Below are 26461 nucleotides of genomic sequence, written 5' to 3' on the forward strand. Positions count from 1 at the left end.
ATGGACCCGCGCCTGTGTTTGAAAGTGGTGGAACGCAGCGAGGCCGCGCTGGACCCGGCCGAGGCGATTGCCTTTGTGTCCGACCCCGGCTTCGGCGGGCTGGATGTGTTCATCGGCAAGGTGCGCGACCTCAACCAGGGGCGCGCGGTGCTGGGCATCAGCTATGACCTGTTCGTGCCGTTGGTGCTCAACGAATTCCAACGCCTCGCCGACGAGGTGGAGGCCCAGTTCGGGCCGAAGGTGAAGTTGTATGTCGCCCATGCCAAGGGTCGGCTGGCGGTGGGCGAGGTGGCGATAGTGGTGGCGGCGGGCACGCCGCACCGCGATGAAGCATTCCGTGCGTGCCGGGCGCTGATCGAAGCGGTCAAGCACCGCGCGCCGGTGTGGAAGCAGGAGCATTACCACGACGGCGACAGTGTCTGGAGCGAAGGCTGTTCGCTATGCGAGACCACGCCCACGCAGGACACCGATGCCACCGGCCACGCGCATGACCACGCCCACCACTGAGCCGGTCGGCGGGCTGGTGCTGGCCGGGGGGCAATCCCGCCGCATGGGCAGCGACAAGGCCCGCCTGGGCTGGGCCGGCGGCACGCTGCTGGCGCATGCACGGCAACTGCTGGCCGCCGCTGGCGCGTACCGGGTCTGGGTGAGTGGTACGTACCCCGAATTCGATGGCATTGCCGATCAGGTCCCCGGCCTGGGGCCGCTGGGCGGCCTGTCCAGCGCGCTTGGGGTCATCCCCGATGGCCCGCTCTGGGTCATTCCCGTGGATATGCCGGCGTTGACCGCCGGCATGCTCAGGCAATTGCGTGACGCAGTTCGCGAACCGGTCGCCATTTTCGCCGGCTACCCGTTGCCCATGCGGTTGAATGTGGACGCAAACTGTCGCACTGTGCTCGCACGCATGCTTGACAACGTCGCCGGACCGCGCTCCTTACGGGCGTTGCAGCACCGACTGGGCGTAGGTGAAGTTCCGCTGGCAGCCGATGACCTGCCACGCCTGGCCAACTGCAATACCCCCCAGCAGTGGAGGGAACTTGCGTCATGAAGATCCAGATCCAGCAGCAGTCTGTCCGCCTCGCGTGGATGAGGCTGAATTGGCCCGCCTGCTGGCCGGCGAACGGATCGGCAACCACACCGCATTGGGCGCTGGGCTGGCCTGGTCGCAGCAGGTGATGCTGGGCGCGGTGCCTGTGGCCCAGCTCGACGGCGATGCCCAGCACCTGCGCGTGCTGCTGCCGCACGCCGACGTACTGGCCTACAGCCAGCAGCTGCCATGCCGCGACGGGCTTGCCTTCACCCTCGATACCGGCAGTGCTGCAGTGCAGCTTCAGTTCGACGTGGACATCCGCGACAGCCTGCGCGAGCGCGGCGCGAGGCGGCGCCATGCCGAGCCGGTGTCCCCGACCTGACATTTGTCAGGCGCACGTTGTTGAAACCGTCGTAATTGATTGAAATCAACTGTAAGCGCGCCGCGCAATGGCCCAATGGTGGCGTGACTTAGGAATCGTTGCAGATACCCGTCGTCACTCCACAGCCTCGGAGCCATGCATGACCACCGGTAGCGATGTCACCCAGAAAAGCAGCAACGGCCCCGGTCGCGTCATCAGCGACTGGACCCCCGAAGACCCCGCGTACTGGGAGCGCAGCGGCCATCGCGTGGCCACCCGCAACCTGGTGATCTCGATCCCGGCACTGCTGCTTGCCTTCTCGGTCTGGGTGCTGTTCTCGGCGGTGTCGATCAACCTGCCGAAGATCGGCTTCAATTTCAGCACCGACCAGTTGTTCTGGCTGGTGGCGTTGCCCAGCCTGTCCGGGGCAACCCTGCGCATTTTCTATTCGTTCGTGATTCCCATCGTCGGCGGGCGGCGCTGGACCGCGCTGTCGACCGCCTCGCTGCTGCTGCCGACGATCTGGTTGGGGTTTGCGGTGCAGAATCCGGCCACCCCGTTCTGGGTGTTCGTGGCCATTGCGATGCTATGTGGCTTCGGCGGCGCCAATTTCTCCTCGTCGATGTCCAACATCTCCTTCTTCTATCCCAAGCAACGCCAGGGCATGGCGCTGGGCTTGAATGCCGGGCTGGGCAACGTGGGGGTGTCGGTGGCGCAGCTGGTGGTACCGCTGGTGATCACCGTGGGCGTGTTCGGTGCGCTGGGTGGCCCGCCGCAACCGGCCGCCGATGGCGGCGCGCTGCTGTACCTGCAGAACGCCGGCTGGATCTGGGTACCGGCCATCGCCCTGTTCGCGGTCGCGGCCTGGTTCGGCATGAACGACCTGACCAGTGCGCGCTCCTCGTTCGCCGAACAGGCGGTCATCTTCAAGCGCAAGCACAACTGGCTGATGTGCTGGTTGTACGTGGGTACGTTCGGGTCCTACATCGGCTTTTCGGCCGGGTTCCCGCTGCTGGTCAAAAGCCAGTTCCCCGACATCAACCCCATGACCTACGCCTTCATCGGTCCCTTGCTGGGCGCGCTGATGCGCTCGGTGGGCGGCAGCCTGGCCGACCGCCTGGGCGGGGCGCGGATGACCTTCTGGATCTTCGCGTTGATGATCGCCGCGGTATTCGGCGTACTGCACTTCCTGCCGAAGGACGGGCAGGGCGGCAACTTCTTCGGCTTCCTGGGCGCGTTCATGGCGTTGTTCGTGCTCAGCGGCATCGGCAACGGCACCACGTTCCGGATGATCCCGGTGATCTTCCGCACCCTGCATGAGCGCCTGTCGGCCAACGCCGATGCCGCCGGCAAAGCGGCCGCCACGCACCAGGCCAGCATCGAGTCGGCCGCGGTGGTCGGTTTCTCCGGGGCGATCGGTGCCTACGGCGGCTTCTTCATTCCCAAGAGCTACGGCTCCTCGATCACCCTCACCGGTGGTCCGGCGCTGGCCCTGTACGGATTCATTGCTTTCTACATCACCTGCCTGGCCGTGACCTGGTGGTGGTACTACCGGCGCGGCGCCGAAACGCCCTGCTGACAACACCTCGCACCGCAGCCAATGCACCACACAGCCACGATGCCAAAGATCGCCGAGGGAGATCCACGATGAGCTATTTCCTTGACCGCCTGCAATTCTTCAAGCGGGACGCCCAACCCTTTGCCGACGGCCATGGGGTCACCAAGACCGAAAGCCGCGAATGGGAGAACAGTTACCGGTCGCGCTGGCAGTACGACAAGATCGTGCGCTCCACCCACGGCGTGAACTGCACCGGGTCGTGCAGCTGGAAGATCTACGTCAAGAACGGCCTGGTCACCTGGGAAACCCAGCAGACCGACTATCCGCGCACGCGCCCGGACCTGCCCAACCACGAACCTCGCGGCTGCCCGCGCGGCGCCAGCTATTCGTAGCGCCAACCGGCTGAAGTACCCACTGATCCGCGGCGCGCTGGTGCGCATGTGGCGGGAGGCGCGCAAGACGCTGGCGCCGGTGGATGCGTGGGCCAGCATCGTGGAAGATCCGGCCAAGGCGCGCGAGTACAAGACCCGCCGCGGCATGGGCGGTTTCGTGCGGCTGCAGTGGGAAGAGGCCAACGAGATCATCGCCGCCTCCAACCTGTACACGGTCAAGCAATATGGGCCGGACCGGGTAGTCGGCTTCTCGCCGATCCCGGCGATGTCGATGGTGTCCTATGCCGCCGGCGCGCGTTACCTGTCGCTGCTGGGCGGCGCCTGCCTGTCGTTCTACGACTGGTACTGCGACCTGCCGCCGGCCTCGCCACAGGTGTGGGGCGAACAGACCGACGTGCCCGAATCGGCCGACTGGTACAACAGCCGCTACATCATCGCCTGGGGCAGCAACGTGCCGCAGACGCGTACGCCCGATGCGCACTTCTTCACCGAAGCGCGCTACAACGGCACCAAGACCGTGGCGATCTGCCCGGACTACTCCGAGCTGTCCAAGCTCACCGACCACTGGCTGCACCCCAAGCAGGGCACCGATGCGGCGCTGGCGTTCGCCTTCGGTCATGTGATCCTGCGCGAATTCCACGTCGATGCGCCCTCGCAGTACTTCCAGGACTACTGCCGCCAGTACTCGGACATGCCGATGCTGGTGCGGCTGGAACGGCGCGACGACGGCCGGTTGGTGCCGGGGCGCTTCCTGCGCGCCAGCGACCTGGGCGGGCTGGGCGAGGCCAACAATCCCGAGTGGAAGGTGCTGGCCATCGACGAGCACAGCGATGCCATCACCATCCCGAACGGCTCGGTGGGGTTCCGCTGGGGCGAGAAGGGCAAGTGGAACATCGAAGAAAAGGCCAGCAATGGCGACGCCACCCGGCTGCGCCTGAGCCTGGCCGGCAAAGAGGACGCCATCGAAGCGGTCAGCTTCCCGTACTTCGGTGGGGTGGAAAACGAGCGCTGGACCGCCGCGCCGGTCGATGAGGTGCTGGAGCGCAACATTCCCGTGCGCCGGCTGGCGCTGGCCGATGACGGCCAGGCACTGGTGGCCACCGTGTACGACCTGCTGCTGGCCCAGTACGGCGTGGACCGTGGCTTCGGCGGTGCCAACGTGGCCACCAGCTACGACCAGGACGTGCCGGGTACGCCGGCCTGGCAGGAGCGCATCACCGGGGTGGCGCGTGCGGAGGTGATCGAGATCGCCCGTGAATTCGCGCGTACCGCCGACAAGACCCATGGCCGCAGCATGATCATCGTCGGCGCGGGCATGAACCACTGGTTCCACAACGACATGAACTACCGCGGCCTGATCAACATGCTGGTCATGTGCGGCTGCGTGGGCCAGACCGGCGGTGGTTGGGCGCATTACGTGGGCCAGGAAAAGCTGCGCCCGCAGACTGGTTGGCAGCCGCTGGCGTTCGGGCTGGACTGGAGCCGGCCGCCGCGCCACATGAACGGCACCTCGTTCTTCTACTTCAACAGCGGGCAGTGGCGTTACGAAAAGCTGCAGGTCAACGAGCTGCTGTCGCCGCTGGCCGACGCCAGCAAATACAGCGGCAGCCTGGCCGATCTCAACCTGCGTGCGGTGCGCATGGGCTGGTTGCCCTGTACCCCGCAGCTGGACCGCAACCCGCTGCAGCTGACCCGCGAGGCCGAACAGGCCGGCGTGGCGCCGGCCGACTACGCGCTGGCCAAGTTCAAGGACAACTCGCTGGATTTCGCCTTCGCCGATCCGGATGCGCGCCAGAACCACCCGCGCATGATGTTCATCTGGCGCTCCAACCTGCTCGGTTCCTCGGGCAAGGGCCACGAATACATGCTGCGGCACCTGCTGGGCACCCGCCACGGGCTGCAGGGCAAGGACCTGGGCGAATCCGGCTCGATCAAACCCGAAGAAGTGAAGTGGCGCGATGAAGCCCCCGAAGGCAAGCTGGACCTGCTGGTCACGCTCGACTTCCGCATGTGTACCACCGCGCTGTATTCGGACATCGTGCTGCCCACCGCGACCTGGTATGAGAAGGACGACCTCAACACCTCGGACATGCATCCGTTCATCCACCCGCTGTCCAAGGCGGTCGACCCGGCCTGGGAATCGCGCAGCGACTGGGAGATCTTCAAGGGCGTGGCGCGCACCGTGAGCGAAATGGCGCCCGGCGTGCTGGGCGTGGAAAAAGACCTGGTGCTGGTGCCGACCCTGCACGACACTCCCAACGAGCTGTCCATGCCGTTTGGTGTGTCGGACTGGAAGAAGGGCGAGTGCGAGGCGATCCCGGGCAAGACCATGCCCTCGATGGTGGTGGTCGAACGCGACTACCCCAACCTGTATCGCAAGTTCACCTCGCTGGGCCCGTTGCTGGACAAGCTGGGCAACGGCGGCAAGGGCATGAACTGGGACACCAGGGACGAAATCGACTTCCTCGGCAAGCTCAACCACACCGTGCTGGACGAGGGCGTCAGCCAGGGCCGTCCTGCGATTGATTCGGCCATCGATGCCTGCGAAGTGATCCTGCACCTGGCCCCGGAAACCAACGGCCACGTCGCGGTCAAGGCGTGGGAATCGCTGGGTACCTTCACCGGCCGCGAGCATACCCACCTGGCAGTGGGCAAGGAGCACGAGGCGATCCGCTTCCGTGACATCCAGGCGCAGCCGCGCAAGATCATTTCCTCGCCGATCTGGTCGGGGCTGGAAGACGACCACGTCAGTTACAACGCCGGTTACACCAACGTGCACGAGCTGATTCCGTGGCGCACCCTCACCGGGCGCCAGCAGTTCTACCAGGATCACGAGTGGATGGTCGACTTCGGCGAGGCCTTCATGGGCTACCGGCCGCCGATCAACACCCGTACCGTGGAACCGCTGTTGAACCAGCGCGGCAACGGCAACAAGGAGATCGTGCTGAACTGGATCACCCCGCACCAGAAGTGGGGCATCCACAGCACCTACAGCGACAACCTGATCATGCAGACGCTGTCGCGCGGCGGTCCGATCGTGTGGCTCAGCGAAGATGACGCGCGCAGTGCCGGGATCGTGGACAACGACTGGATCGAACTGTTCAACGTCAACGGGGCGATTGCCGCGCGTGCAGTGGTCAGCCAGCGGGTGATGCCGGGCATGGCGATGATGTACCACGCCCAGGAACGCATCATCAACGTGCCGGGCTCGGAAATCAGCGGCACCCGTGGCGGCATCCACAATTCGGTCACCCGCATCGTGCTCAAGCCTACCCACATGATCGGCGGCTACGCGCAGCTGTCCTACGGCTTCAACTACTACGGCACCTGCGGCACCAATCGCGACGAGTTCGTGATCGTGCGCAAGATGGACAAGGTGGATTGGCTGGATGGTGAACAGGGTAGCTCTACTGCCGACACTGCCAACGCACGGGAGGTGGCGTGATGAAAGTTCGTGCCCAGATTGCGATGGTCCTGAACCTGGACAAGTGCATCGGCTGCCACACCTGCTCGATCACCTGCAAGAACGTGTGGACCTCACGCGAAGGCGTGGAGTACGCCTGGTTCAACAACGTGGAAACCAAGCCGGGCATCGGCTACCCCAAGGAATGGGAAAACCAGGAGAAGTGGAACGGCGGTTGGGTGCGCAACCGTGCCGGCAAGCTGGTGCCGCGTGCCGGCGGGCGCTGGCGGATGCTGGCCAAGATCTTCGCCAACCCGGACCTGCCGCAGATCGACGACTACTACGAGCCGTTCGATTTCGACTACCAGCACCTGCATGACGCTGGCGACAGCAAGCACCAGCCCACCGCGCGGCCGCGCTCGCTGATCACCGGCCAGCGCATGCAGAAGATCGAGTGGGGCCCGAACTGGGAAGAGATCCTGGGAACCGAGTTCTCCAAGCGTTCGCGCGACTACAACTTCAACAACGTGCAGAAGGAGATCTACGGCGCGTTCGAGAAGACCTTCATGATGTACCTGCCGCGCCTGTGCGAGCACTGCCTGAATCCGGCGTGCGTGTCGGCGTGCCCGTCGGGCGCGATCTACAAGCGCGAGGAGGACGGCATCGTGCTGATCGACCAGGACAAGTGCCGCGGCTGGCGCATGTGCGTGTCGGCCTGCCCGTACAAGAAGATCTACTACAACTGGAAGAGCGGCAAGTCCGAGAAGTGCATCTTCTGCTACCCGCGCATCGAGATGGGCGAGCCCACCGTGTGCTCGGAAACCTGCGTGGGCCGCATCCGCTACCTCGGGGTGATGCTGTACGACGCCGACCGCATTGGTGAAGCGGTGTCGGTGCCGGCCGAGAAGGATCTGTACCAGGCCCACCTGGACATCTTCCTGGATCCGGAAGATCCGGCGGTGATCGCCGCCGCGCGTGCCGAGGGCATTCCGGACAGCTGGATGGAATCGGCCCGGCGTTCGCCGGTCTACAAGCTGGCCATCGACTGGAAGCTGGCGCTGCCGTTGCACCCGGAATACCGCACCCTGCCGATGGTCTGGTACGTGCCGCCGCTGTCGCCGATCCAGTCGGCCGCCGAACGCGGCCACCTCGGCATGAACGGCGAACTGCCCGACGTGGCCTCGCTGCGCATCCCGGTGCGCTACCTGGCCAACCTGCTGTCGGCCGGCGACGAGGCCCCGGTGGTACGCGCGTTGGAACGGCTGATGGCGATGCGGGCCTGGCGCCGCGGCATCAACGTGGAGGGGGTGGAGGACACCGCCGTGCTGGAGCAGGTGGGATTGAGCGTCGCCCAGGTGGAGGAGATGTACCGCTACCTGGCCATTGCCAACTATGAGGACCGTTTCGTGATTCCCAGCGCACACCGCGAATACGCCAACGACGCCTTCGGCGAACGCGGCGGCTGCGGCTTCACCTTCGGCGATGGCTGCAACGGCAGCAGCCCGGCCGACCTGTTCACCCAGCGCAAGAGCACTACCTACGCGGTGCATCCCAACCGCCAGCGGCGCCATGAGGTGACCGAATGAGCCTGCTCAAACTGATCGGCGTGCTGATGGACTACCCGCGCGAAGAACTGTGGCAGCACGGCGAGGAGCTGATCGCCGCCACCGATGACCCGGCATTGTCACGCGGCCGCCGCGCGCAGTTGAAGGCCTTCGTGCAGCAGTTGCTGGCGTCCGACCCGCTGGACGCGCAGGACCGCTGGCTGTCCACCTTTGACCGCGGCAGGGCGATGAGCCTGCTGTTGTTTGAACACATCCACGGCGAATCGCGCGACCGCGGCCAGGCCATGGTCGACCTGATCGATGCCTACCGCCGCAACGGCTTCGAACTGGATGCCAAGGAACTGCCGGACTACCTGCCGCTGCTGCTGGAATACCTGGCCCAGCGACCGCAGGCCGAGGCCAAGGACTGGCTGCACCATGTGGGCCATATCGCCGGCATGCTGGCCGCCCGCGCCGCCGAGCGTGAGCTGCCGCATGCGGTGCTGTTCGAGATCCTGGTCGAAGCCGGGGAGGGCAAGGTCAACCTGGAGGTCATGCGCCAGCGTGCCAGTGAAGAGATCCGCGATGACACCGTTGCGGCCATGGACCAGCTGTGGGAAGAGGAGGCGGTGCGCTTCGGCAACGACGCGCCGTCGCAGGACTGCGATCCGCCGCACCGTTCCCCGGCCCGTGCCCAGAACCGGGAGATCCAGCCATGAACCACTACCTGCATCAGTTCGCGTTCCAGTTCTATCCCTACATCGCCGTGGCAGTGTTCCTGATCGGCAGCTGGGCGCGTTTCGACAAGTCGATGTACACCTGGCGCACCGGCTCCAGCCAGCTGTTGTCCGACCGCGGCATGCGGATCGGCAGCAACTGTTTCCACATCGGCATCCTGGCCATCCTGGGTGGCCATCTGGTCGGGCTGTTGACCCCGCATTGGGTGTACGAGCCCTTCATCACTTCGGCGCAGAAGCAGATGCTGGCAATGGTGGTGGGTGGGTTCTTCGGTGCGCTGTGTTTGGTGGGCATCGTGATCCTGCTGGTGCGCCGGCTGTTCAACCCGCGCGTACGCGCCACCGGCAGTTTCGGCGACACGCTGGTGCTGGTACTGCTGTTCGCGCAGTTGTGCCTGGGCCTGATCAGCATCAAGACCTCGTCGGGCCACCTGGATGGCGGGGTCATGATCATGCTGGCCGAATGGGCGCAGCACATCGTGACCTTCCGTGCCGGCGCCGCCGATTTCATCACCGATGTCAGCTGGGTCTACAAGCTGCATATCTTCCTGGGCCTGACCCTGTTCCTGATCGCACCGTTCACCCGCCTGGTGCATGTGTGGAGCATTCCGCTCAGCTACCTGTGGCGGCCGTACCAGGTGGTGCGCCGTCGCCAGGCCACGTTGCGCTACGGGTCGAAGGAATAAGCCATGGCCAGCCTGCCCAGAATCCTGCCGATCACCGTGATCGATTCCGCCCAGCCGGTGCCCACCGAGGCCGGCCACCACCATGCAGACGCGGCCGGGGAGGGACCGCGTTCGTTCGGCCAGCCAGCGCCCTGCCATCTGTTCGTGGGCGAGGTGGCGATCAGCGAGGCCGATATCGCGCGTGAAATGTTGTTCCACCGTGCGATCCGGCCGGAGCAGTCGCGCGCCGATGCCGCCCGGGCGCTGGTGGTGCGTGAGCTGTTGCGGGCCGAGGCCGAACACCTGGGGCTGTCTGCCGCCGGCGACAGCGACGGGGTGGTCGACGAAGAGCAGCTGATCGAGCAACTGCTGGAAACCGAGGTGGGCGAACGCGCGCCGGACGAGGTCGCCTGCCGTCGTTACTTCGAGCAGAACCGCGACCGCTTCCGCGCGCCGGACCGGATCAAGCTCCGGCATATCCTGTTGGCCGCGCCCGCCGATGACGTGGCCGGGCGCCTGAAAGCGCAAAGCCAGGGCGAGAAACTGATCGCCGAGCTGCGCGAACAACCGCACCTGTTTGCCGATCTGGCCATGCGCCACTCGCAGTGCCCCTCCAAGGACCAGGGCGGCGAGCTGGGCTGGCTGCAGCGTGGCCAGACCACCCCCGAGTTCGACCGCCAGGTGTTCCGCCTGAAGCAGGGCATGGCCGGCTTCCCGGTGGAATCGCGCTGGGGCCACCACGTGGTCAGCATCGACGCACTGGAGACCGGCGAGCCGCTGGACTTCGATGCCGTGCACCCGCAGATCCGCGATTACCTGGAGCTGCAGGTGCGCCAGCGCGAGGTGCAGGCCTACCTGCTGGCGCTGCGCGAGCGCTACCTGGTGCGGGGCCTGGACGAGATCGAAGCCCAGGCCGAATGACCCCCCTTCTTCCCCCGGAGACCGCATGAACCAGGTCCTTTCCCCGGCCAGCCCCGGCCAGCAGCAACGCGCCTTGTGGTTGAGCACGTTCGCCTTCACCGTGTGCTTTGCGGTGTGGATGATCTTCTCCAACATCGGCATCCAGATCAGCCAGCAGCTGGGCCTGAGCGACACCCAGTTCGGGCTGCTGATTGCCACCCCGGTACTGACCGGTTCGCTGAGCCGGGTGTTCCTGGGCATCTGGTCGGACCAGTTCGGCGGGCGCAAAGTGATGGCGCTGGTGATGCTGTGCGGCGCGCTGGCCACCTGGATGCTGACCTACGCCACTACTTACCCGCAGTTCCTGTTTGCCGCGTTGTGCGTGGGCATTGCCGGCGGCAACTTCTCGGTGGGCGTGGCCTATGTATCGAAGTTCTTCCCGGCCAGCCGGCAAGGCACCGCGCTGGGCATCTTCGGTGCCGGCAACATCGGCGCGGCGGTGACCAAGCTGCTGGCCCCGCTGGTGATGGTGGCGGCCGGCTGGACCATGGTCGCCAAGGTGTGGGCAGTGGCGCTGGCGATCACCGCGGTGCTGTTCTTCCTGTTCGCCAAGGAAGATCCGTCACTGGAGCAGCGGCGGCGCGACGGGGTCAAGCCGGTGCCGTTCGCCGAGCAGATGGCGCCGTTGAAGAACCTGCAGGTGTGGCGGTTCTCGCTGTACTACTTCTTCGTGTTCGGCGGCTTCGTGGCGCTGGCGCTGTGGCTGCCGCACTACCTGGTGGGTGTCTACGGCGTGGATGTGGGCCACGCCGGCATCGTGGCGGCGTGCTATTCGATTCCGGCCAGCCTGTTCCGGGTGGTGGGTGGCTGGATGTCCGACCGCATGGGCGCGCGCCGGGTGATGTACTGGACCTTCGGCGTGTCGGCCATCTGTACCTTCCTGCTGGCCTACCCGGACACGGTGTACGTGGTGCAGGGCATCCACGGCGAGCTGCGCTTCCACCTGGCCATCGGCGTGGTGATGTTCACCGTGCTGGTGTTCGTGCTGGGCTTCTTCATGTCGCTGGGCAAGGCGGCGGTGTACAAGCACATCCCCGTCTATTACCCCAAACACGTGGGGCGGTGGGCGGGGTGGTCGGCATGATCGGCGGGCTGGGCGGCTTCATCCTGCCCATCGTGTTCGGTGCGCTCAACGATGCCATCGGCATCTGGAGCAGCTGCTTCATGCTGCTGTTCGTGGTGGTCTCGGCCGCGCTGGGTTGGATGCACTTTGCCATCCGTCGCATGGAGCGCCGCCACTTCCCGCAGCTCGATCGCGAAACCGACCTGCCCGAAGCCATCGATGCGGCCGCTGCCGATCGGCGCGCCCGCACTTGATCCAGATCAGGGCGGCCGGCGACGGCCGCTGTCAGGATGGAGCCATGATCGCCGAACTGTCGCCGTCCGCCTCCTCGTTGCTGCAGCAGTCACTGCTGCAGCAGCCTGTCTACGTGCTGTACCCGCCCGCCCACCAGTTCAGTGCCGGGTTTGGCGAAGCCGGTTGGCGCGCCGCATTGCGGGCCAGCAACGAGCAGTTGATTCCGCGCTCGCTCACGCTGGGCATGCAGGCGCCGCGCGGAGCGCTCACCGATATCGGCGCCCCTTACCAGGCCGCATTGCTGGATTGCCTGCGCATCCACGCGGCCCTGATCGCCGACGACCGCGAAGTGGTGGCGATGGTGCTGCACCGTGGGCTGGCCGAGTGCCTGGCGCCGGCAGCGTTGGGGAAAGTGCTCGATGCGGTGCCGCAGCACCTGCGGATCGTGGCGCGGCCGCAGGTGGAGGTGCGGGTGGACGCGGGCAGCGCACGGCATCCGGCGCAGCTGCGCGCGATCGGCTGCACCCGCATGAACGTGATCGACCGGGCCGGTGCCGACGGCCCGGGTCTGCTCGAACAGGCGCTCGGTGCCGGCTTCACTGCCTGCTATTACCAGTTGCGGGTGCCTGCCAGCACCGATGACGGCTTCCTCGGCCGCGTCGAGCAGGTACTGGCGCTGGCACCGGACCGCATCGTGTTGCCCGCGCCGTATACACGCCCGGACCATCCCGCGCTGGCCGCCTGGGTGGCTGCCTGGCAGCAGGTGGGCCAGGCCGGCTATGTTCCCATTGGCGCCGATCATTACCAGCGTGGCGACCGTGCACCGCCTGCCAGTGGGGTGGATGACTACCGTCATTGCGACCTGGCCCGTGTACCGCGCCGCGACCGCAGCGATTTCATCGGCATCGGCACCGGCGCCTGCAGCCAGATCGGCGACGTGCTGTGCCGGCTGGAGGACGACCTGCCGCAATGGCAGGCGCGGCTGGCCGCCGGCCATGCCGGGGTGGTGGCCGGGCTGATCCAGTCCGCGCCCGAAGCATTGGCTTCTGAACTGGTGCAGCAGATTGCCTGCAACCACGCCCTGGACGTGGCTGAATTTGAATGGCGCAACGCGGTCTCCTTCGCCGACAATTTCAGCGATGCGCTGGCGCGCATGGCGCCGCTGATTGCCAACGGCTGGGCGCAATGGAACGGCAACGTGCTGCGGCTGGCACCGGAGGGCATGTTGTTGTGGCGTATCATGGCCGCGTGTTTCCGCCCGCTGAACGATCTGGTCTAGACCCTCGACGATGTCGCTTCCATCGCCTCCCCGCAGCGGCCACGCCGCGCCGAACCCGGCTGCCGCCGACGATGGCGATTCGCTGCGTTTCTGCAGCACCTGTGCGTTCTCCGATGCCTGCATCTCGCAGGGCTACGACAAGACTGCGCTGTCCGAGTTGCACGTGCTGGTGGACCACGTCGGGCCGTACCACGCAGGCGAGGTGATCTTCCGCGCCGGCGAGGCGTTCGATTCAATCGCCGCGGTCCGTGCCGGCATGGTCAAGACCTTCGTCGATGACAGCCAGGGCAATGAGCAGGTGCTCGGCTTCAGCCTGCCGGGCGAGGTGATCGGGCTCAACGCCATCCACGGCGCCCGTTACCCGTGCAATGCGGTAGCGCTGGATACGGTGCACCTGTGCCGGATCTCCTTTCCCAAGATGAGCCTGTTGGCCAGCCGCATGCCGGGCCTGCAGGCCAAGCTGTTCAGCCTGCTCAGTGCCGAGATCGGCAAGGTGGCCTTGCTGGCGGCCAACCACCGCACCGAGGAGCGCATGGCCGCCTTCCTGGTGGACATGTCCGAACGTTACGCGCGGCGCGGGTTCTCGGCGGTGCGCTTCAATCTGATGATGAACCGTACCGAGATTGCCAACTACCTGCGCATGGCGCCGGAAACCGCCAGCCGGGTGCTGCGGCGGCTGGCCGATGATGGGATCATCGCGGTCAAACAGCGCGAAATCCTGCTGCTGCAGCCTGAGCGTTTGGCGGCGATGGCGGCCGCGCACAGCGACGAGGACCCCGCCTGATGTTCACCCCACGGAGAATCACCATGCGTGTGTTGATGGGTTTACTAGCACTTTGCCTCTCCGGTGCATTGAGCGCGGCGGAGTTGACGGTGTCGGCGGCGTCCAGCCTCACCGAGAGTTTCCGTGACATCGCCCGCGCCTATGAGCAGGCCAACCCGGGCAGCAAGGTCGACCTCAATTTCGCCGCCTCCGGCGTACTGCTGCAGCAGATCGCGCGCGGCGCACCGGTGGATGTGTTCGCCTCGGCCGACGAGCCAACCATGAACCAGGCCGTGACCCAGCAGCTGGTGGACCCGGCCACGCGCGCGGTGTTTGCCGCCAACCAGTTGTGGGTGGTGGTGCCGCCGGCGGCCAAGGCCGTGCCGACGTCCCTGGCCGCATTGGCCGCCCCGGCCGTGCAGCGGGTGGCGATCGGCAACCCAGACAGCGTGCCGGTGGGACGTTACGCCCGCGGTGCATTGGAGCAGGCCAGGCTGTGGCCGACGGTGCAGGCCAAGGCGATCACCACCCAGAACGTGCGCCAGTCGCTGGACTACGTGGCGCGCGGTGAAGTGGATGCCGGCTTTGTCTACGCCACCGATGCGCAGGCGATGCCCGGCCGGGTCAAGCGCGCCTTCCAGGTACCGGTGGACGGTGGCATCACCTATCCGCTGGCAGCGGTGCGCGGCAGCCCTCGCGCAACCGAGGCACGCCGCTTCATCGCCTTCGTGCAGTCGCCAGCGGGGCAGGCCATCCTGCGCCGCTACGGCTTCAGCCAGCCCTGAGCACGCCGTCCTGGACTGGAGCGCGCTGACGCTGTCACTGAAGGTTGCCGGGTGGGCCACGGCGATCAACCTGGTGCTGGGCGTGTCATTGGGCGCGCTGCTGGCCCGCCGCCGGTTTCCCGGGCGCGAGCTGCTGGATTCGCTGTTGACCCTGCCGATGGTGCTGCCGCCCACCGTGCTGGGCTACTACCTGCTGGTGGTGATCGGCCGCAACGGGCCGCTCGGCGCCTGGCTGCAAGCCAGCTTCAACATCAACCTGGTGTTTACCTGGCAGGCGGCGGTAATCGCCGCGGCGATCGCCTCGCTGCCGCTGGTGTTCAAGCCGGCGCGTGCCGCGTTTGAAGGCGTGGACGGGCAGCTGGAGCAGGCCGCGCGCACGTTGGGCGTATCGGAGGCGGCGCTGTTCTTCCGCGTATCGCTGCCGTTGGCGTGGCGCGGCATCCTGGCTGGGTTGTTGCTGGCGTTTGCCCGTGCGATGGGCGAGTTCGGGGCGACCATGATGGTGGCCGGCAGCATCCCCGGCCGCACCCAGACCCTCTCCATTGCCATCTATGAAGCGGTACAGGCTGGGCAGGACGACAAGGCCAATGTACTGGTGCTGCTGACCTCGGTGGTCTGCATCGTGGTGCTGCTGGTCGCCGCGCGGCTGGTTGGCCGCCATCAACGGGCGCTGCGCGATGTGGCTTGAAGTCGACATCCAGCGCCGTCTGCAGGCCGCACAGCAGGTGTTCGAGCTGCAGGTGACGCTGCAGTGCACGCAGCGCAACGTGGTGCTGTTCGGGCCGTCCGGTGCCGGCAAGAGCCTTACCCTGAAAGCGGTGGCGGGGCTGCTGAAACCCGCGCAGGGCCGGATCCGGCTGCTGGACCGCACCTTGTTTTCGGCCGCGGAAAAGATCGACCTGGCCCCGCAGCAGCGCCATATCGGCTACGTGTTCCAGGACTACGCGTTGTTCCCGCATTTGACCCTGCGCCAGAACGTGGCTTTCGGGCTGGCGCGCGGCTGGTTGAACCCGGGCCGCGGCCAGCGTATCGACGCGGTGGAAAAGTGGCTGCACGCATTGCGTATCGACCATGTTGCCGACGCCTTGCCACAGCAGCTGTCCGGTGGCCAGCGCCAACGCACCGCCCTGGCCCGGGCGTTGGTGACCCAGCCGCAGGCATTGTTGCTGGATGAGCCGTTTGCCGCGCTCGATCACGACCTGCGCGCGCACCTGCGCCGTGAACTGGAGGCGGTGCTCGACCAGGCCGGCATCCCGCTGCTGTTGATCAGCCACGACCCGGAAGACGTTGCCGTGTTCGGCCAGCAGGTGGTCCACATGCACGAGGGCAGGGTGGCGTAACGCGGGGCTGAAAACGCAATGCCGGGCTCTGCCCGGCAACCAGACCTCAGTACAACTCGCAGTGCAGGCGCCCTTGCTCCTGCAACGCCGCCCACGCTCCTGCTGTTTCGCCATCACCCGGCACCAGCGCATCGATCGCCGCCTGCACCGCCCCCTCCAGATGCTGCTTGTTGCCACACACATACACATGCGCCCCGCGCGCGATCAGCGCACGCACCGTTTCAGCCCGGTCGGCCAACGCATGCTGCACGTAGTACTTGGCCGCACCATCGCGCGAGAACGCGGTATGCAGCGATTGCAACCGCCCCTCACCCTGCCAGCTTTCCAGCTGCTCGCGGTACAGGAAATCGTGCTCACGCTGCTTCTCCCCAAACACCAGGTGCACCTCGCGGCGCTGCACGGCCAACGCCAGTTCCCGCAGCAGCCCCATCAACGGCGCGATACCGGTGCCGGTACCCACCAGCAGCAACGGGCTGTCGGCATCGGCGGGCAGGTGGAATCCGGGATTGGAGCGCACGTACACACGGGCGCTACCATCGCCATCCAGCAGCCAGCCGGTAGCCGTGCCGCGCCGCTCGCGCCCGTTGCGGGTGTAGCGGATCTCGCGGATGCACAACGCCACCCGTTCGTTGCCGGCGGCCGAGGCGATCGAATACGCCCGCGGCAGGCACGGTGACAGCAGGTCGAGCAGGCGCGCCAGCGGCACGGTGGTAGGGGTGGCATGGTCCTGCAGCACGTCCAGCAGGTCCGCGCCATGCAGGTAGTCCTCCAGCGCCTGGCGCTGGCTGGATTTCAACAGGCCTTTCAGCACCTCACTGCCGCCCAGTCTGGCCAGTTCGCGCAGCAGCGTCTTGCCCAGTCGCCGCAGTTCCTTGCCGGCCAGCAGCTCGGCCGCCTCGCCCTGGCCGTACCAGCGCACCAACGCCTGCAGCAGGGCGGGGTCGTTGCCGGCCACCACGTGCAGGGTGTCGCCGGCCTGGTAGGCGATACCGCTGCCACGCAGGTCCAGCTCGACATGCCAGGCTGCCGGGTCGCTGCTGTTGAGGCGCCGGCGTTCCACGATGGGGGCGGCAAAGGCGTTGTCTTCGGCGTAGGCGGTCACCTGCAGGTGCAGGTCCTGCCCGGCGGCAGGGTTGCCCGCCAGCACCTCGCCCAGTACCGGCGCCCAGCGCTCGAAGAAGTGCGGGTAGCCGGCGTCGGCGTCGACCCGGTGCATGATCGGCAGCGCCTGGCGCTCGCCCAGCAGGGCATCCAGCGCCTTGGTGAATCCACAGAAGCGCGGATACCCCGTATCGCCCAGCCCAAACACCGCATAACGCAGGCCGGGCAGCGCAGGGCGCTGGCGCAGCGCTTCAATGAAGCGCTCGCCATTGGCCGGCGGTTCGCCGTCGCCAAATGAGCTGGACAAGGCCAGCAGTACATCGCCGGCGCCGAGTGTGCCTACGTCGATGGCATCGAAGCAGACTACCTGCGGTGCATGCTGCTGCAGGGCCGGGAACGCGCCCAGGCGATGGGCCAGGGCGCGGGCGTTGCCGGACTCGGAGCCGTACCCGACCAGCACGCGTTGGATCGGCGCGGCGGCGTTCATCAGGCGGCGTCGTAGAAGTCGTCGAACTTTTCCTTGCTGAACTCCACGGCGTCGAAGTTGGCCATCAGGTCATTCACCACGCGACGGATGCTGATGTAGGAGGTGATGGCGCCGTTGGCGTCGAACAGCGGCTGCACGGTGGTATCGACCACGTAAAGTACGCCGCCTTTGCCGATGTTGGGCACGATCCCGGTCCAGCTTTTGCCGGCCTTGATGGTGTCCCACATGTCCTTGTAGACCGCTTTGGGCACGTCCGGGTGGCGGACCATGCTGTGCGGTTGGCCGATCAGCTCTTCGCGCTTGAACCCGGTCAGGGTGCAGAACAGGTCGTTGGCATAGGTGATGTTGCCCTGCAGGTCGGTGGTGGAGATCACCATGACGTTCTGCAGGGCGGTCAGCAGCTGGGTGTTGTCGGGGGCGTAGCTCATGGCGGGATCCTTGGGGCGGTGCAGTGGGTGCGGTGTCGGCATTGCCGGTGCCGCGTTGACGTTGTGTCCAGTACAGGATCGGCCTGGCGCGCGCGGGCGACCATGACAAAGATCAAGCCGCGCTTTGGAGTTGCTGCGACATTGCGTCGCACTTGAGAAGCGCTTCTTCCGTTTGGCGGGCGGAGTCTTTCCACAAGGGCGACAGTCGCGAGCGGGTGCGTGGCTTCGTTCGGGCGTGGCGCGAGCGTCCGGGGCCCCTTGGCGGCCGGCAGGCCCTTTCGCAAATGTCCCCCGGCGCCGGCCTGCGGCCGTCACCTCCTCCTTTATTTTGCCAAGGACCTGCCGGCCGCCAAGGGGCTCGGCTTGCGGTATGTCAAGGGCAGCATCCACGCATGGCGTGGATCTGCGGGTCTGGTTCGGCCGCCGGCATGCTCGAGCGCGGGTGTCACTATCCCTCTGCCCGGGTGGGTCACCACCGTTGGTGGTGATGCGGTAGGTAGGTCACCACCAACGGTGGTGACGCGATAGGTAGGTCACCACCGTTGGTGGTGACGCAGATCGCAAACGGGAAGAGCATGAAAAAGGCGCGGGAATCGCTTCCCGCGCCGCGTGCAGAGGTCTTGGCCGGAGCGTTACAGGATGTCGCCGTATGCGCAGCCCACGGTGACCCAGCCCGGCGAATAGCTCAGGTCCAGCAGCACCCGCGCGTTGCGGTTGTCGCCCAGCGCCTTGCGGTAGTCCATGCCTTTCCAGCCGTAGGTTTCTTCCATCGCCGCCTGGTCCGGGCGCGGCGACATGCCGCCGATGCGATCGACGATGGCTTTGCCGCGTGCCAGTTCCTGACCGGGTGCAACCTTGAAGGCCAGCAGCATTTCGGTGGTGCTGGACAGCTGCACCAGGTCCGAGCTTTCCCCCCAGGCGGTGATCGGGGCATCGCTCTTCCACAGGCTCAGCGCGGCATCGCCCGAGGCGGCCGAGCCGGCATGGGCGAAGTCGGTGATTTCCTCGGCGTTGATGCTGTCGGTGAAGGCGGCCACCTGCGCGGCGGTGAGTTTGCACTCCAGCAGGCGCGACAGGGTGGCGGCGCTGCTGTCCTGTGCCTGCGCGGCCAGCGGGGCGATCAGGCAGAGCAGGGCGGCGCAAAGGGAGTGGGTCTTGATCGACATGGTGCCTCGTGGAGTGATGTGCGTGCTTGCGGTGGATGCCGGGCGCACTGTCCGTGTAAAGCACGTCGCGCCAGCGTGCGGATTCTGCATGATTCTCTGGCCGTTGTGGGTAGCGATGGATCTGTGCCCGGAAGGGCGCAGCGGCGTAGAGTGCGCGGCCATGTGAAGATGAGATTAGGATCACATTTTCAATGTGTAGTAACATGGCTCGCTTGACCATTGACCCGGGCCATTGCCCGTATCCCGGTCATCCTTTCTGCAGCGCCGTGGCATTCCACGCGGCCGTCCGGGAAGCGTCCGTTGTCACCCCTCTTCGCGCATCGTGCCGCGTTCTTTTCGAGGCGGTTTCTGCCTGTGCCGTGCGCGGGCCCCTGGGCGTTGCGATGGCCATGCTTCCAGGAGAAAGCAGAATGCAGGATCTGCATGCCGCACACGCCCATTTCGGCTGGTTCAAACGCCGACGCCACGTCCAGGTGGATGAAGTGACCGTTGTTGATCGCCCGATGCTCAAGAAGGCGGTGGGTGCCGCCGCCCTCGGCAATGCGATGGAGTGGTTCGATTTCGGTGTGTACGGCTATCTTGCCGTCACCCTGGGGCAGGTGTTCTTTCCGTCCAGCAATCCCACCGCACAGCTGATCGCCACCTTCGCTACCTTCACCGTGGCCTTCCTGGTTCGTCCGCTGGGCGGCATGGTGTTCGGGCCGCTGGGCGACAAATACGGACGCCAGAAAGTGCTGGCGTTCACCATGATCCTGATGGCGCTGGGCACCTTCAGCATCGGCCTGATTCCCTCCTATGCGCGCATCGGCATCTGGGCACCGGCGCTGCTGTTGCTGGCGCGGCTGGTGCAGGGCTTCTCCACCGGCGGCGAGTATGGCGGCGCGGCTACCTTCATCGCCGAGTACTCCACCGACCGCAACCGCGGCCTGATGGGCAGCTGGCTGGAGTTCGGCACGCTGGGCGGCTATATCGCCGGCGCGGCGACCGTCACCGCGCTGCACATGGCCCTGAGCAACGCGCAGATGCTGGACTGGGGCTGGCGCATTCCGTTCCTGGTGGCCGGGCCGCTGGGCCTGCTGGGCCTGTACATGCGGATGAAACTGGAAGAGACCCCGGCGTTCCGCGCCTATGCCGAAGAAGCCGACAAGCGTGACCACGAGCGTCCCGGCCTGGGTGCATTGTTCCGCGTGCATTGGCCGCAGCTGCTCAAGTGCGTGGGCCTGGTGCTGGTGTTCAACGTCACCGACTACATGCTGCTGACCTACATGCCCAGCTACCTCAGCGTCACCATGGGCTACGCCGAAAGCAAGGGTCTGCTGCTGATCATCATCGTGATGCTGGTGATGATGCCGCTCAACGTGATCGGCGGATTGTTCAGCGACAAGCTGGGGCGCCGCCCGATGATCATCGGCGCCTGCATCGCGCTGTTCGCGCTGGCCATTCCGTGCCTGAAACTGATCGGCACGGGCAATGACTGGCTGATTTTCCTGGGGCTGATGCTGCTGGGCATCGCGCTGGTGTGTTTCACCAGTTCGATGCCGTCCACGCTGCCTGCGTTGTTCTACACGCCGGTGCGCTACAGCGCGCTGTCGATTGCCTTCAACGTGTCGGTCTCGCTGTTTGGCGGCACCACGCCGCTGGTCACCGCCTGGCTGGTGGAGCGCACCGGCGACCCGCTGGTGCCGGCGTACTACCTGATGGGCGCGGCGGTGATCGGCATCATCACCATGCTGTTCGTCACCGAAACCGCGCGCCTGCCGCTGCGCGGCTCGCCGCCGGCGGTGGCCAGCGAGGCCGAAGCGCGGGCGCTGCTGCGCAGCGATGCGTTGATGACCGTCGATGATGCCCAACCGATGCTACCCGAGGCGGCGGTGCCCGACGACGTGCGCCCGGCCTGAGACGTGGGGCGGCAATGGATGATCGGAAAGTCGCGGGTGACGCAATGCGTAGCGCCGGGCAAGTCCCGGCGCCACCAGTGCCCGTCGCAGCGCAGCATGCGGCGATGCGACGGTGGTGCTAGGATCAAATCATCATCTGAATCGATCCAAATGCCGATGCCTACGCCGGACCGTCGTCTCCTGATCGCTCTCGCCGCCACGGCGATGTTCGCCTCTGGCCTGGCGGTGGCCGCGCCTGCGCAGTCCGCCGCCGACAAGGCCTATGCCTCGGTCGACCCCTTCATCGGCACCGGCGGTGAAGGGCATACCTACCCCGGCGCGACGGTGCCGTTCGGCATGGTCCAGCTCAGCCCGGACACGCGCATCCAGCCGCGCGAGAAGGCCTACGGCTGGGCGGCCGGCTACCGTTACGACGACAGCAGCATCGTCGGCTTCTCGCACACGCATTTTTCCGGCACCGGCCATTCCGACCTGGGCGACATCCTGGTGATGCCGTTCACTGGCAGCCCCGGGCTGGAGCGCGGCGATCCCGATAAGCCGCGCAGTGGCTACGCGTCGCGCTTCCGGCATGCTGATGAAAAGGCCGAGCCGGGCTATTACGCGGTCACCCTGGACGACTACAAGGTGCGTGCCGAATTGACCACCAGCGCCCGCGTCGGCGTGCATCGTTATGCCTTCCCCAAGGGTGCCGATGCCAAGCTGCTGCTGGACATGCGCACCAGCATGTACGACTACCCGGGCAAGATCCTGTGGTCGCGGGTACGCGTGCGCGACGACGGTACCGTCACCGGCTTCCGCGAAACCCGCGGCTGGGCACCGGGTCGGCAGGTGTATTTCGCGATGCGGTTCTCGCGCCCGCTATCCCGCCACGAACTGCACAGCACCGAGAAGGACATCGCCTACAAGGGCTTCCCGCCGCCGGGCGAGAAAGACCCGGCGCAACGCGCCCAGATTGAAGGGAAGCAGTTGGTCGGCACCTTCGAGTTCGGAAAACTGGATGCGCCGCTGGTGGTCAAGGTGGCCATTTCGCCGGTAAGCGAAGCCGGCGCCATCGCCAACCTGGATGCCGAAGTCGCTGATTTCGATTTCGACCGCGTGCGTGCGCAGGCGAAGCAGCAATGGTCCGAGGCGCTGTCGGTGCTCGACATCGACGCGCCCGAACACGCGCGCCGCAGCGCCTACACCGCGCTGTACCACACCATGCTTGGGCCGACGCTGTTCATGGATGCCGACGGCCAGTACCGCGGTTCGGACAACGCCGTGCACAAAGCCACCGGTTACACCAACTACTCCACCTTCTCGCTGTGGGACACCTACCGGGCGCTGCACCCGCTGCTGACCCTGGTGCAGCCGGAGAAGCGCAACAGCGACTTCATCAATTCGATGCTGGCCCACCACGAGCACAGCCCCTACGGCATGCTGCCGGTGTGGTCGTTCCACGGCCTGGAAGACTGGTGCATGATCGGCTACCACGCGGTGCCGGTGATCGCCGATGCCTACGTGAAGGGCATCCGTGGCTTCGATGCGGACAAGGCGTTGCAGGCCATGGTGCAGACCGCCAACTACGGCCCGTACGATGGCATCGCGCAGTACCGCGAACTGGGCTACGTGCCGATCGATGAGGAAGGTGAAGCGGCCAGCAAGACACTGGAGTACGCCTTTGACGACTGGACCATCGCGCGCATGGCGCAGGCGATGGGCAACACCGGGGTCGCCGCGACCTTCGACAAGCGGGCGGGCAACTGGCGCAACGCGTTCGACAAGGACACCGGTTTCATGCGCGCACGCAAGCGCGATGGCAGCTTCCGCGAGCCCTTCGACCCCAGCGCCAGCGGCTACGGCACCGACTACACCGAAGGCAACGCCTGGCAGTATTCCTGGTATGTGCCGCAGGACGTGGCCGGGCTGGCCGCCGCCCACGGCGGCACCGACAAGCTGCTGGCACGGTTGGATGATGTGTTCGAGGCCAAGGTGGACCCGGCCATCTTCGAGCATATGGAAGACATCACCGGCCTGATCGGCTGGTATGCGCACGGCAACGAGCCCAGTCACCACGTGGCCTATCTGTATGCGCATGCCGGCCAGCCGTGGCGCACCCAGGCCCGGCTGAAACAGATCATGGATACCCAGTATGCCGACCGCCCCGATGGCCTGGCCGGCAATGATGATATGGGCCAGATGTCGGCGTGGTATGTGTTCACCGCGCTGGGCTTCTACCCGGTGGCGCCGGGCAGTGGTGAGTACATCCTGGGCCGCCCGTTCCTGCCCAGGTCCGTGCTGCGCCTGCCCAACGGCAAGACCTTCACCATCGTGGCCAACGGGCTGGACGACAACCACACCTACGTGGGCAGCGTGACCCTCAACGGCAAACCGCTGCAGCGCACGTTCCTGCGCCACGCCGAGATCCTGGCCGGCGGCGAACTGACATTCACCATGCAGGCCGAGCCGAACAAGGCCTGGCCGGGGCAGGGCGCTGCGGCGGCGTACTCGATGTCGCCCTGAGCAACCTGAAGAACCCTTGCCGGGCGAGGGTTCCGGGGCATCCCCGGGGCGGGTTGCGCGGGAAAATGGGATTAATGCCCAATTTAGCCAAAAGGGGTATTATTAGCCCCGTATCCCACGCGCTGGAGCTTGCCATGACCCTGCCACTGGATCTGCCCGGCCTTGAAAAGGCCACTGCCTCCTCGGTGAAAACCCGCGGCTGGCCCAGCCTGATGCGCACCGTGCGCGAAAAGCAGGCCCTGGTGATCACCAACCACAACCACCCCGAAGCGGTGATCGTGGACATCAAGGCCTACCAGGAACTGCTCGCCAAGGCTGCCGAAGCCGACAGCGATGAGCGCGGCGGCGAGCTGGAACGCCTGCGTGCGCAGTTCGACGTGCAGTTGGCCAGTCTCAACAGCGCCGCCGGGCTGGGCAAGGTGCTGGGCCAGCCGATGCGGCGCGGCAAGATCACTCCCGGCAAGTCGCTCTGATCGATGGGGCAGATTCTGGTGCTGGCCGGCGTCAATGGCGCCGGCAAGAGTTCCCTGCTGGGCACGTGGCTGGAGGCCGAGGGCCTGACCTGGTTCAACCCCGATTCCTTCACCCGGGCCTTGGTCGAGGCAGGCTGGGCGGCCGAACACGCCAACTCCGCCGCCTGGCATGAAGGCGCGCGCCGGCTCCGCCAGGCCATGGCCGACGGAACTGATTTCGCCTTTGAAACCACCCTCGGCGGCACCACCATCGCGCGGCTGCTGCGTGAGGCGTGCGACACCCACGAGGTGGCCATCTGGTTCTGTGGGCTGGACAGCGTGCAACTGCACATCGACCGGGTGGCCGCGCGCGTGGCGGCCGGTGGTCACGATATTCCGCACGACAAGATCCACGCCCGCTACGATGCCTCGCGCGATAACCTGTTGGCGCTGCTGCCGCACCTGGCCGAGCTGCAGGTCTACGACAACAGCGCGCCGTTGGATGCGCAGGGCCATGCAGAGCCGATGCCGTTGCTGCATGTGGACCGCCAGGGCCTGCACTACCCGGTATCGGTGGCCCAATTGCTATTGACCCCGGATTGGGCCAAGCCGATCGTGATGCGCGCCATGGAGCTGCACGCCAGCGCTGCGTAACACCGGGGGCGCTGCATACATGACGAACACATCCGTATGCACCGCGCTTACATGCCTCTGCCTACCGTGGAGATCGGGCGCACTGGCGGCCCGTTTTCCCCCAAGGAGTCCACGATGCAGAACATTCCCGAAGGCACCCTGATCGTCGTTGCGGACGGCGGCTCGGCCCGCGTGTTCACCAACGTCGGCAGCGGCCGTACCCTGCAGCTCAAGTAGCACGATGAGCTGAAGGTCCAGGACATCAGTGCGCAGGGCGTATCCGGGCAGGGGCCGTCCGGTTCGATGCCGCAGGACATGAGCATCGCGCAGTTGAACGAGGCTACCTTCGCCAAGCAGCTGGCCACCCAGTTGAACGAAGATGCGCTCAACAATCGTTATGCCCATCTGGTATTGATCGCCGACCCGCAGACGCTCGGCCGCATCCGTCCGCAGTTGCACAAGGAAGTCCAGGCCCGGCTGCTTGCCGACCTGGCCAAGGATCTCACCAACGCGCCGCTTGAAGACATCCAGCGGGCGCTTGAGCAACCCCGATGAGCTATACCGGCGACTATGCCGAACAGGAGCCGTCCCGTGCCACGACCGAGGCCGGCACGGGATGGCAGCTGGTCGAGTTCGGTGCACCGTGGTGCCCGCATTGCAGCGGCGCGCAACTGGTCGTGAAGGAATGGTTCGACGCGCACGCCGACGTCCCGCATCTGAAGATCGAGGACGGCAAGGGTCGTCCGCTGGGACGCTCGTTCGCGGTCAAGCTCTGGCCCACCCTGATCCTGCTACGCGATGGGCAGGAAGTCGCGCGACGCGTCCGGCCTCGCGAGCGCGCCGATCTTGCCGTGCTCGATGAAGCGCTGCAGCACGCCTGACACTGCCTTGAAAAAGGACTTTATTCCCACCGACGGTGCAGGCCGACGCCTGCCGTTCGGGCCGGACACGCCGGTGGTGTGCCGGGCACGCGATTACGCGCCGGGTACAGTGATTCCGCTGCATCACCACCCCGACCGCCATCAGCTGGTCTACGCTGAAACCGGGGTGTTGGTGGTACAGGCCGGGCCGGGCCGCTGGGTCGTCCCCAGTACGCGGGCCATCTGGATGCCCGCCGGCATGGGGCACAAGGTCAGCTGCATCGGGGCGGTCGGCATGCGCAGCCTGTACATCCTGCCGGTGGCGATCGCGCAGCCACCGCCTGCCGCCTCCACGGTATCGGTCACGCCGTTGCTGGCGGCGCTGATCCGTGCGGCCGTCGATGTCCAGCAACCCTATCTGCAGGACTCACGCGATGGCCGGTTGATGCAGCTCATCCTCGATGAACTGCAGACCCTGCCGGTGCTGCCGCTGCATCTTCCGCAGCCGCTTGATCCGCGGCTGCGGACCATTGCGCGCAGGCTGGAAGCCCGGCCGGATGACCCGTCCACCCTGCAGGACTGGGCCGTGCGCCTCAAGGTGGATGCCAAGACCATCCAGCGCCTGTGCGCCCGCGAACTGGGCATGACCTTCGGTCAATGGCGGCAGCAGGCGCGGCTGCTGCGCGCGTTGGAGCGCCTGGCCCATGGCGACAAGATCATCGACGTGGCGCTGTCACTGGGCTATGCCAGCCCGAGCGCGTTCACCGCGATGTTCAAGAAGCGCTTCGGGCAGCTGCCCAGCCGGTTCTTCCAGTAACGC

22 protein-coding genes and 3 pseudogenes are annotated in these 26461 nt (G+C 66.2%); 22 read left to right on the top strand and 3 right to left on the bottom strand.

Annotated elements, in window-relative coordinates:
- From AC3IR9_RS09775 to AC3IR9_RS09845, 15 genes and pseudogenes are all read left to right on the top strand, one after another.
- Complete coding sequence (locus AC3IR9_RS09775) at nucleotides 1–507, top strand: molybdenum cofactor biosynthesis protein MoaE (protein ID WP_489295780.1); 507 nt, start codon at nucleotides 1–3, stop codon at nucleotides 505–507.
- Complete coding sequence (gene mobA / locus AC3IR9_RS09780) at nucleotides 488–1048, top strand: molybdenum cofactor guanylyltransferase (RefSeq protein ID WP_489295534.1); 561 nt, start codon at nucleotides 488–490, stop codon at nucleotides 1046–1048. The genes AC3IR9_RS09775 and mobA overlap by 20 nt, the downstream gene beginning before the upstream one ends.
- Nucleotides 1049–1082: 34 nt before the next feature.
- Nucleotides 1083–1412 (top strand): hypothetical protein, encoded by a 330-nt coding sequence (locus AC3IR9_RS09785; protein WP_489295535.1) that lies wholly within the window; start codon nucleotides 1083–1085, stop codon nucleotides 1410–1412.
- Between the two features lie 139 nt (nucleotides 1413–1551).
- Nucleotides 1552–2970 (top strand): NarK family nitrate/nitrite MFS transporter, encoded by a 1419-nt coding sequence (locus AC3IR9_RS09790; protein ID WP_489295536.1) that lies wholly within the window; start codon nucleotides 1552–1554, stop codon nucleotides 2968–2970.
- A gap of 68 nt (nucleotides 2971–3038) precedes the next feature.
- Nucleotides 3039–6786: pseudogene (locus AC3IR9_RS09795) on the top strand (nitrate reductase subunit alpha).
- Nucleotides 6786–8330 (top strand): nitrate reductase subunit beta, encoded by a 1545-nt coding sequence (narH, locus tag AC3IR9_RS09800; RefSeq protein ID WP_489295537.1) that lies wholly within the window; start codon nucleotides 6786–6788, stop codon nucleotides 8328–8330. Before AC3IR9_RS09795 ends, narH begins: the two are co-directional and overlap by 1 nt.
- The gene (gene narJ / locus AC3IR9_RS09805; protein WP_489295538.1) at nucleotides 8327–9007 is read left to right on the top strand and encodes a nitrate reductase molybdenum cofactor assembly chaperone; all 681 of its coding nucleotides are present in this window, start codon (nucleotides 8327–8329) and stop codon (nucleotides 9005–9007) included. Before narH ends, narJ begins: the two co-directional genes overlap by 4 nt.
- Nucleotides 9004–9711 (top strand): respiratory nitrate reductase subunit gamma, encoded by a 708-nt coding sequence (gene narI / locus AC3IR9_RS09810; RefSeq protein WP_489295539.1) that lies wholly within the window; start codon nucleotides 9004–9006, stop codon nucleotides 9709–9711. The genes narJ and narI overlap by 4 nt, the downstream gene beginning before the upstream one ends.
- 3 nt (nucleotides 9712–9714) lie before the next feature.
- Complete coding sequence (locus AC3IR9_RS09815; protein WP_489295540.1) at nucleotides 9715–10611, top strand: peptidylprolyl isomerase; 897 nt, start codon at nucleotides 9715–9717, stop codon at nucleotides 10609–10611.
- A gap of 25 nt (nucleotides 10612–10636) precedes the next feature.
- Nucleotides 10637–11967 (top strand): annotated as a pseudogene (locus AC3IR9_RS09820) (MFS transporter).
- A 44-nt stretch (nucleotides 11968–12011) separates the two neighbouring features.
- The gene (locus AC3IR9_RS09825) at nucleotides 12012–13226 is read left to right on the top strand and encodes a coproporphyrinogen III oxidase (protein ID WP_489295541.1); all 1215 of its coding nucleotides are present in this window, start codon (nucleotides 12012–12014) and stop codon (nucleotides 13224–13226) included.
- A 10-nt stretch (nucleotides 13227–13236) separates the two neighbouring features.
- Entirely contained in the window at nucleotides 13237–14010 is a 774-nt protein-coding gene (locus AC3IR9_RS09830) for a helix-turn-helix domain-containing protein (protein ID WP_489295542.1), read from the top strand.
- A gap of 23 nt (nucleotides 14011–14033) precedes the next feature.
- The gene (gene modA / locus AC3IR9_RS09835; protein ID WP_489295543.1) at nucleotides 14034–14774 is read left to right on the top strand and encodes a molybdate ABC transporter substrate-binding protein; all 741 of its coding nucleotides are present in this window, start codon (nucleotides 14034–14036) and stop codon (nucleotides 14772–14774) included.
- 10 nt (nucleotides 14775–14784) lie between these two features.
- Entirely contained in the window at nucleotides 14785–15462 is a 678-nt protein-coding gene (gene modB / locus AC3IR9_RS09840; RefSeq protein WP_489295781.1) for a molybdate ABC transporter permease subunit, read from the top strand.
- Complete coding sequence (locus tag AC3IR9_RS09845) at nucleotides 15452–16114, top strand: sulfate/molybdate ABC transporter ATP-binding protein (protein WP_489295544.1); 663 nt, start codon at nucleotides 15452–15454, stop codon at nucleotides 16112–16114. The genes modB and AC3IR9_RS09845 overlap by 11 nt, the downstream gene beginning before the upstream one ends.
- A 46-nt stretch (nucleotides 16115–16160) precedes the next feature.
- On the opposite strand, the gene AC3IR9_RS09850 is transcribed toward AC3IR9_RS09845, so the two are convergent.
- The 3 genes from AC3IR9_RS09850 to AC3IR9_RS09860 all read right to left on the bottom strand — a co-directional run bounded on the left by AC3IR9_RS09850 (nucleotide 16161) and on the right by AC3IR9_RS09860 (nucleotide 19296).
- Entirely contained in the window at nucleotides 16161–17702 is a 1542-nt protein-coding gene (locus AC3IR9_RS09850) for a flavodoxin domain-containing protein (protein WP_489295545.1), read from the bottom strand.
- Nucleotides 17702–18130 carry a PAS domain-containing protein gene (locus tag AC3IR9_RS09855; RefSeq protein WP_489295546.1) on the bottom strand — a complete coding sequence of 143 codons (429 nt, stop codon included), beginning with the start codon at nucleotides 18128–18130 and terminating at the stop codon, nucleotides 17702–17704. Before AC3IR9_RS09855 ends, AC3IR9_RS09850 begins: the two co-directional genes overlap by 1 nt.
- Before the next feature lie 632 nt (nucleotides 18131–18762).
- Nucleotides 18763–19296, bottom strand: coding sequence for a hypothetical protein (locus AC3IR9_RS09860; protein ID WP_489295547.1), 534 nt, complete (start codon nucleotides 19294–19296; stop codon nucleotides 18763–18765).
- Between the two features lie 410 nt (nucleotides 19297–19706).
- On the opposite strand from AC3IR9_RS09860, the gene proP reads away from it, so the two are divergent.
- From proP to AC3IR9_RS09895, 7 genes and pseudogenes are all read left to right on the top strand, one after another.
- Nucleotides 19707–21194: a glycine betaine/L-proline transporter ProP gene (gene proP / locus AC3IR9_RS09865; RefSeq protein WP_489295548.1), complete on the top strand. Its 1488-nt coding sequence runs from the start codon at nucleotides 19707–19709 to the stop codon at nucleotides 21192–21194.
- Nucleotides 21195–21344: 150 nt separating this feature from the next.
- Nucleotides 21345–23696, top strand: a complete 2352-nt coding sequence (locus tag AC3IR9_RS09870; protein ID WP_489295549.1) for a GH92 family glycosyl hydrolase — start codon at nucleotides 21345–21347, stop codon at nucleotides 23694–23696.
- Nucleotides 23697–23830: 134 nt separating this feature from the next.
- Nucleotides 23831–24169, top strand: a complete 339-nt coding sequence (locus tag AC3IR9_RS09875) for a type II toxin-antitoxin system prevent-host-death family antitoxin (RefSeq protein WP_489295550.1) — start codon at nucleotides 23831–23833, stop codon at nucleotides 24167–24169.
- A gap of 3 nt (nucleotides 24170–24172) precedes the next feature.
- Nucleotides 24173–24802 (top strand): ATPase, encoded by a 630-nt coding sequence (locus AC3IR9_RS09880; protein ID WP_489295551.1) that lies wholly within the window; start codon nucleotides 24173–24175, stop codon nucleotides 24800–24802.
- Between the two features lie 114 nt (nucleotides 24803–24916).
- Nucleotides 24917–25336, top strand: a pseudogene (locus AC3IR9_RS09885) (baeRF12 domain-containing protein).
- Entirely contained in the window at nucleotides 25333–25662 is a 330-nt protein-coding gene (locus AC3IR9_RS09890; protein ID WP_489295552.1) for a thioredoxin family protein, read from the top strand. Before AC3IR9_RS09885 ends, AC3IR9_RS09890 begins: the two are co-directional and overlap by 4 nt.
- Nucleotides 25663–25669: 7 nt before the next feature.
- Nucleotides 25670–26458: an AraC family transcriptional regulator gene (locus tag AC3IR9_RS09895; RefSeq protein WP_489295553.1), complete on the top strand. Its 789-nt coding sequence runs from the start codon at nucleotides 25670–25672 to the stop codon at nucleotides 26456–26458.
- Nucleotides 26459–26461: the final 3 nt, after the last annotated feature.

The organism is Stenotrophomonas sp. GL_101, assembly GCF_057835675.1.

What these genes read in the sequence shown, in the direction of transcription:
- AC3IR9_RS09830 (WP_489295542.1), top strand. Translation starts at nt 13,237, where the DNA reads ATGTCGCTTCCATCGCCTCCCCGCAGCGGCCACGCCGCGCCGAACCCG.
- narH (WP_489295537.1), top strand. Translation starts at nt 6,786, where the DNA reads ATGAAAGTTCGTGCCCAGATTGCGATGGTCCTGAACCTGGACAAGTGC.
- AC3IR9_RS09855 (WP_489295546.1), bottom strand. Translation starts at nt 18,130, where the DNA reads ATGAGCTACGCCCCCGACAACACCCAGCTGCTGACCGCCCTGCAGAAC.
- AC3IR9_RS09775 (WP_489295780.1), top strand. Translation starts at nt 1, where the DNA reads ATGGACCCGCGCCTGTGTTTGAAAGTGGTGGAACGCAGCGAGGCCGCG.
- AC3IR9_RS09875 (WP_489295550.1), top strand. Translation starts at nt 23,831, where the DNA reads ATGACCCTGCCACTGGATCTGCCCGGCCTTGAAAAGGCCACTGCCTCC.
- mobA (WP_489295534.1), top strand. Translation starts at nt 488, where the DNA reads ATGACCACGCCCACCACTGAGCCGGTCGGCGGGCTGGTGCTGGCCGGG.
- AC3IR9_RS09825 (WP_489295541.1), top strand. Translation starts at nt 12,012, where the DNA reads ATGATCGCCGAACTGTCGCCGTCCGCCTCCTCGTTGCTGCAGCAGTCA.
- AC3IR9_RS09890 (WP_489295552.1), top strand. Translation starts at nt 25,333, where the DNA reads ATGAGCTATACCGGCGACTATGCCGAACAGGAGCCGTCCCGTGCCACG.
- AC3IR9_RS09880 (WP_489295551.1), top strand. Translation starts at nt 24,173, where the DNA reads ATGGGGCAGATTCTGGTGCTGGCCGGCGTCAATGGCGCCGGCAAGAGT.
- narI (WP_489295539.1), top strand. Translation starts at nt 9,004, where the DNA reads ATGAACCACTACCTGCATCAGTTCGCGTTCCAGTTCTATCCCTACATC.
- AC3IR9_RS09860 (WP_489295547.1), bottom strand. Translation starts at nt 19,296, where the DNA reads ATGTCGATCAAGACCCACTCCCTTTGCGCCGCCCTGCTCTGCCTGATC.
- narJ (WP_489295538.1), top strand. Translation starts at nt 8,327, where the DNA reads ATGAGCCTGCTCAAACTGATCGGCGTGCTGATGGACTACCCGCGCGAA.
- AC3IR9_RS09870 (WP_489295549.1), top strand. Translation starts at nt 21,345, where the DNA reads ATGCCGATGCCTACGCCGGACCGTCGTCTCCTGATCGCTCTCGCCGCC.
- modA (WP_489295543.1), top strand. Translation starts at nt 14,034, where the DNA reads ATGCGTGTGTTGATGGGTTTACTAGCACTTTGCCTCTCCGGTGCATTG.
- AC3IR9_RS09850 (WP_489295545.1), bottom strand. Translation starts at nt 17,702, where the DNA reads ATGAACGCCGCCGCGCCGATCCAACGCGTGCTGGTCGGGTACGGCTCC.
- AC3IR9_RS09845 (WP_489295544.1), top strand. Translation starts at nt 15,452, where the DNA reads ATGTGGCTTGAAGTCGACATCCAGCGCCGTCTGCAGGCCGCACAGCAG.
- AC3IR9_RS09790 (WP_489295536.1), top strand. Translation starts at nt 1,552, where the DNA reads ATGACCACCGGTAGCGATGTCACCCAGAAAAGCAGCAACGGCCCCGGT.
- AC3IR9_RS09815 (WP_489295540.1), top strand. Translation starts at nt 9,715, where the DNA reads ATGGCCAGCCTGCCCAGAATCCTGCCGATCACCGTGATCGATTCCGCC.
- proP (WP_489295548.1), top strand. Translation starts at nt 19,707, where the DNA reads ATGCAGGATCTGCATGCCGCACACGCCCATTTCGGCTGGTTCAAACGC.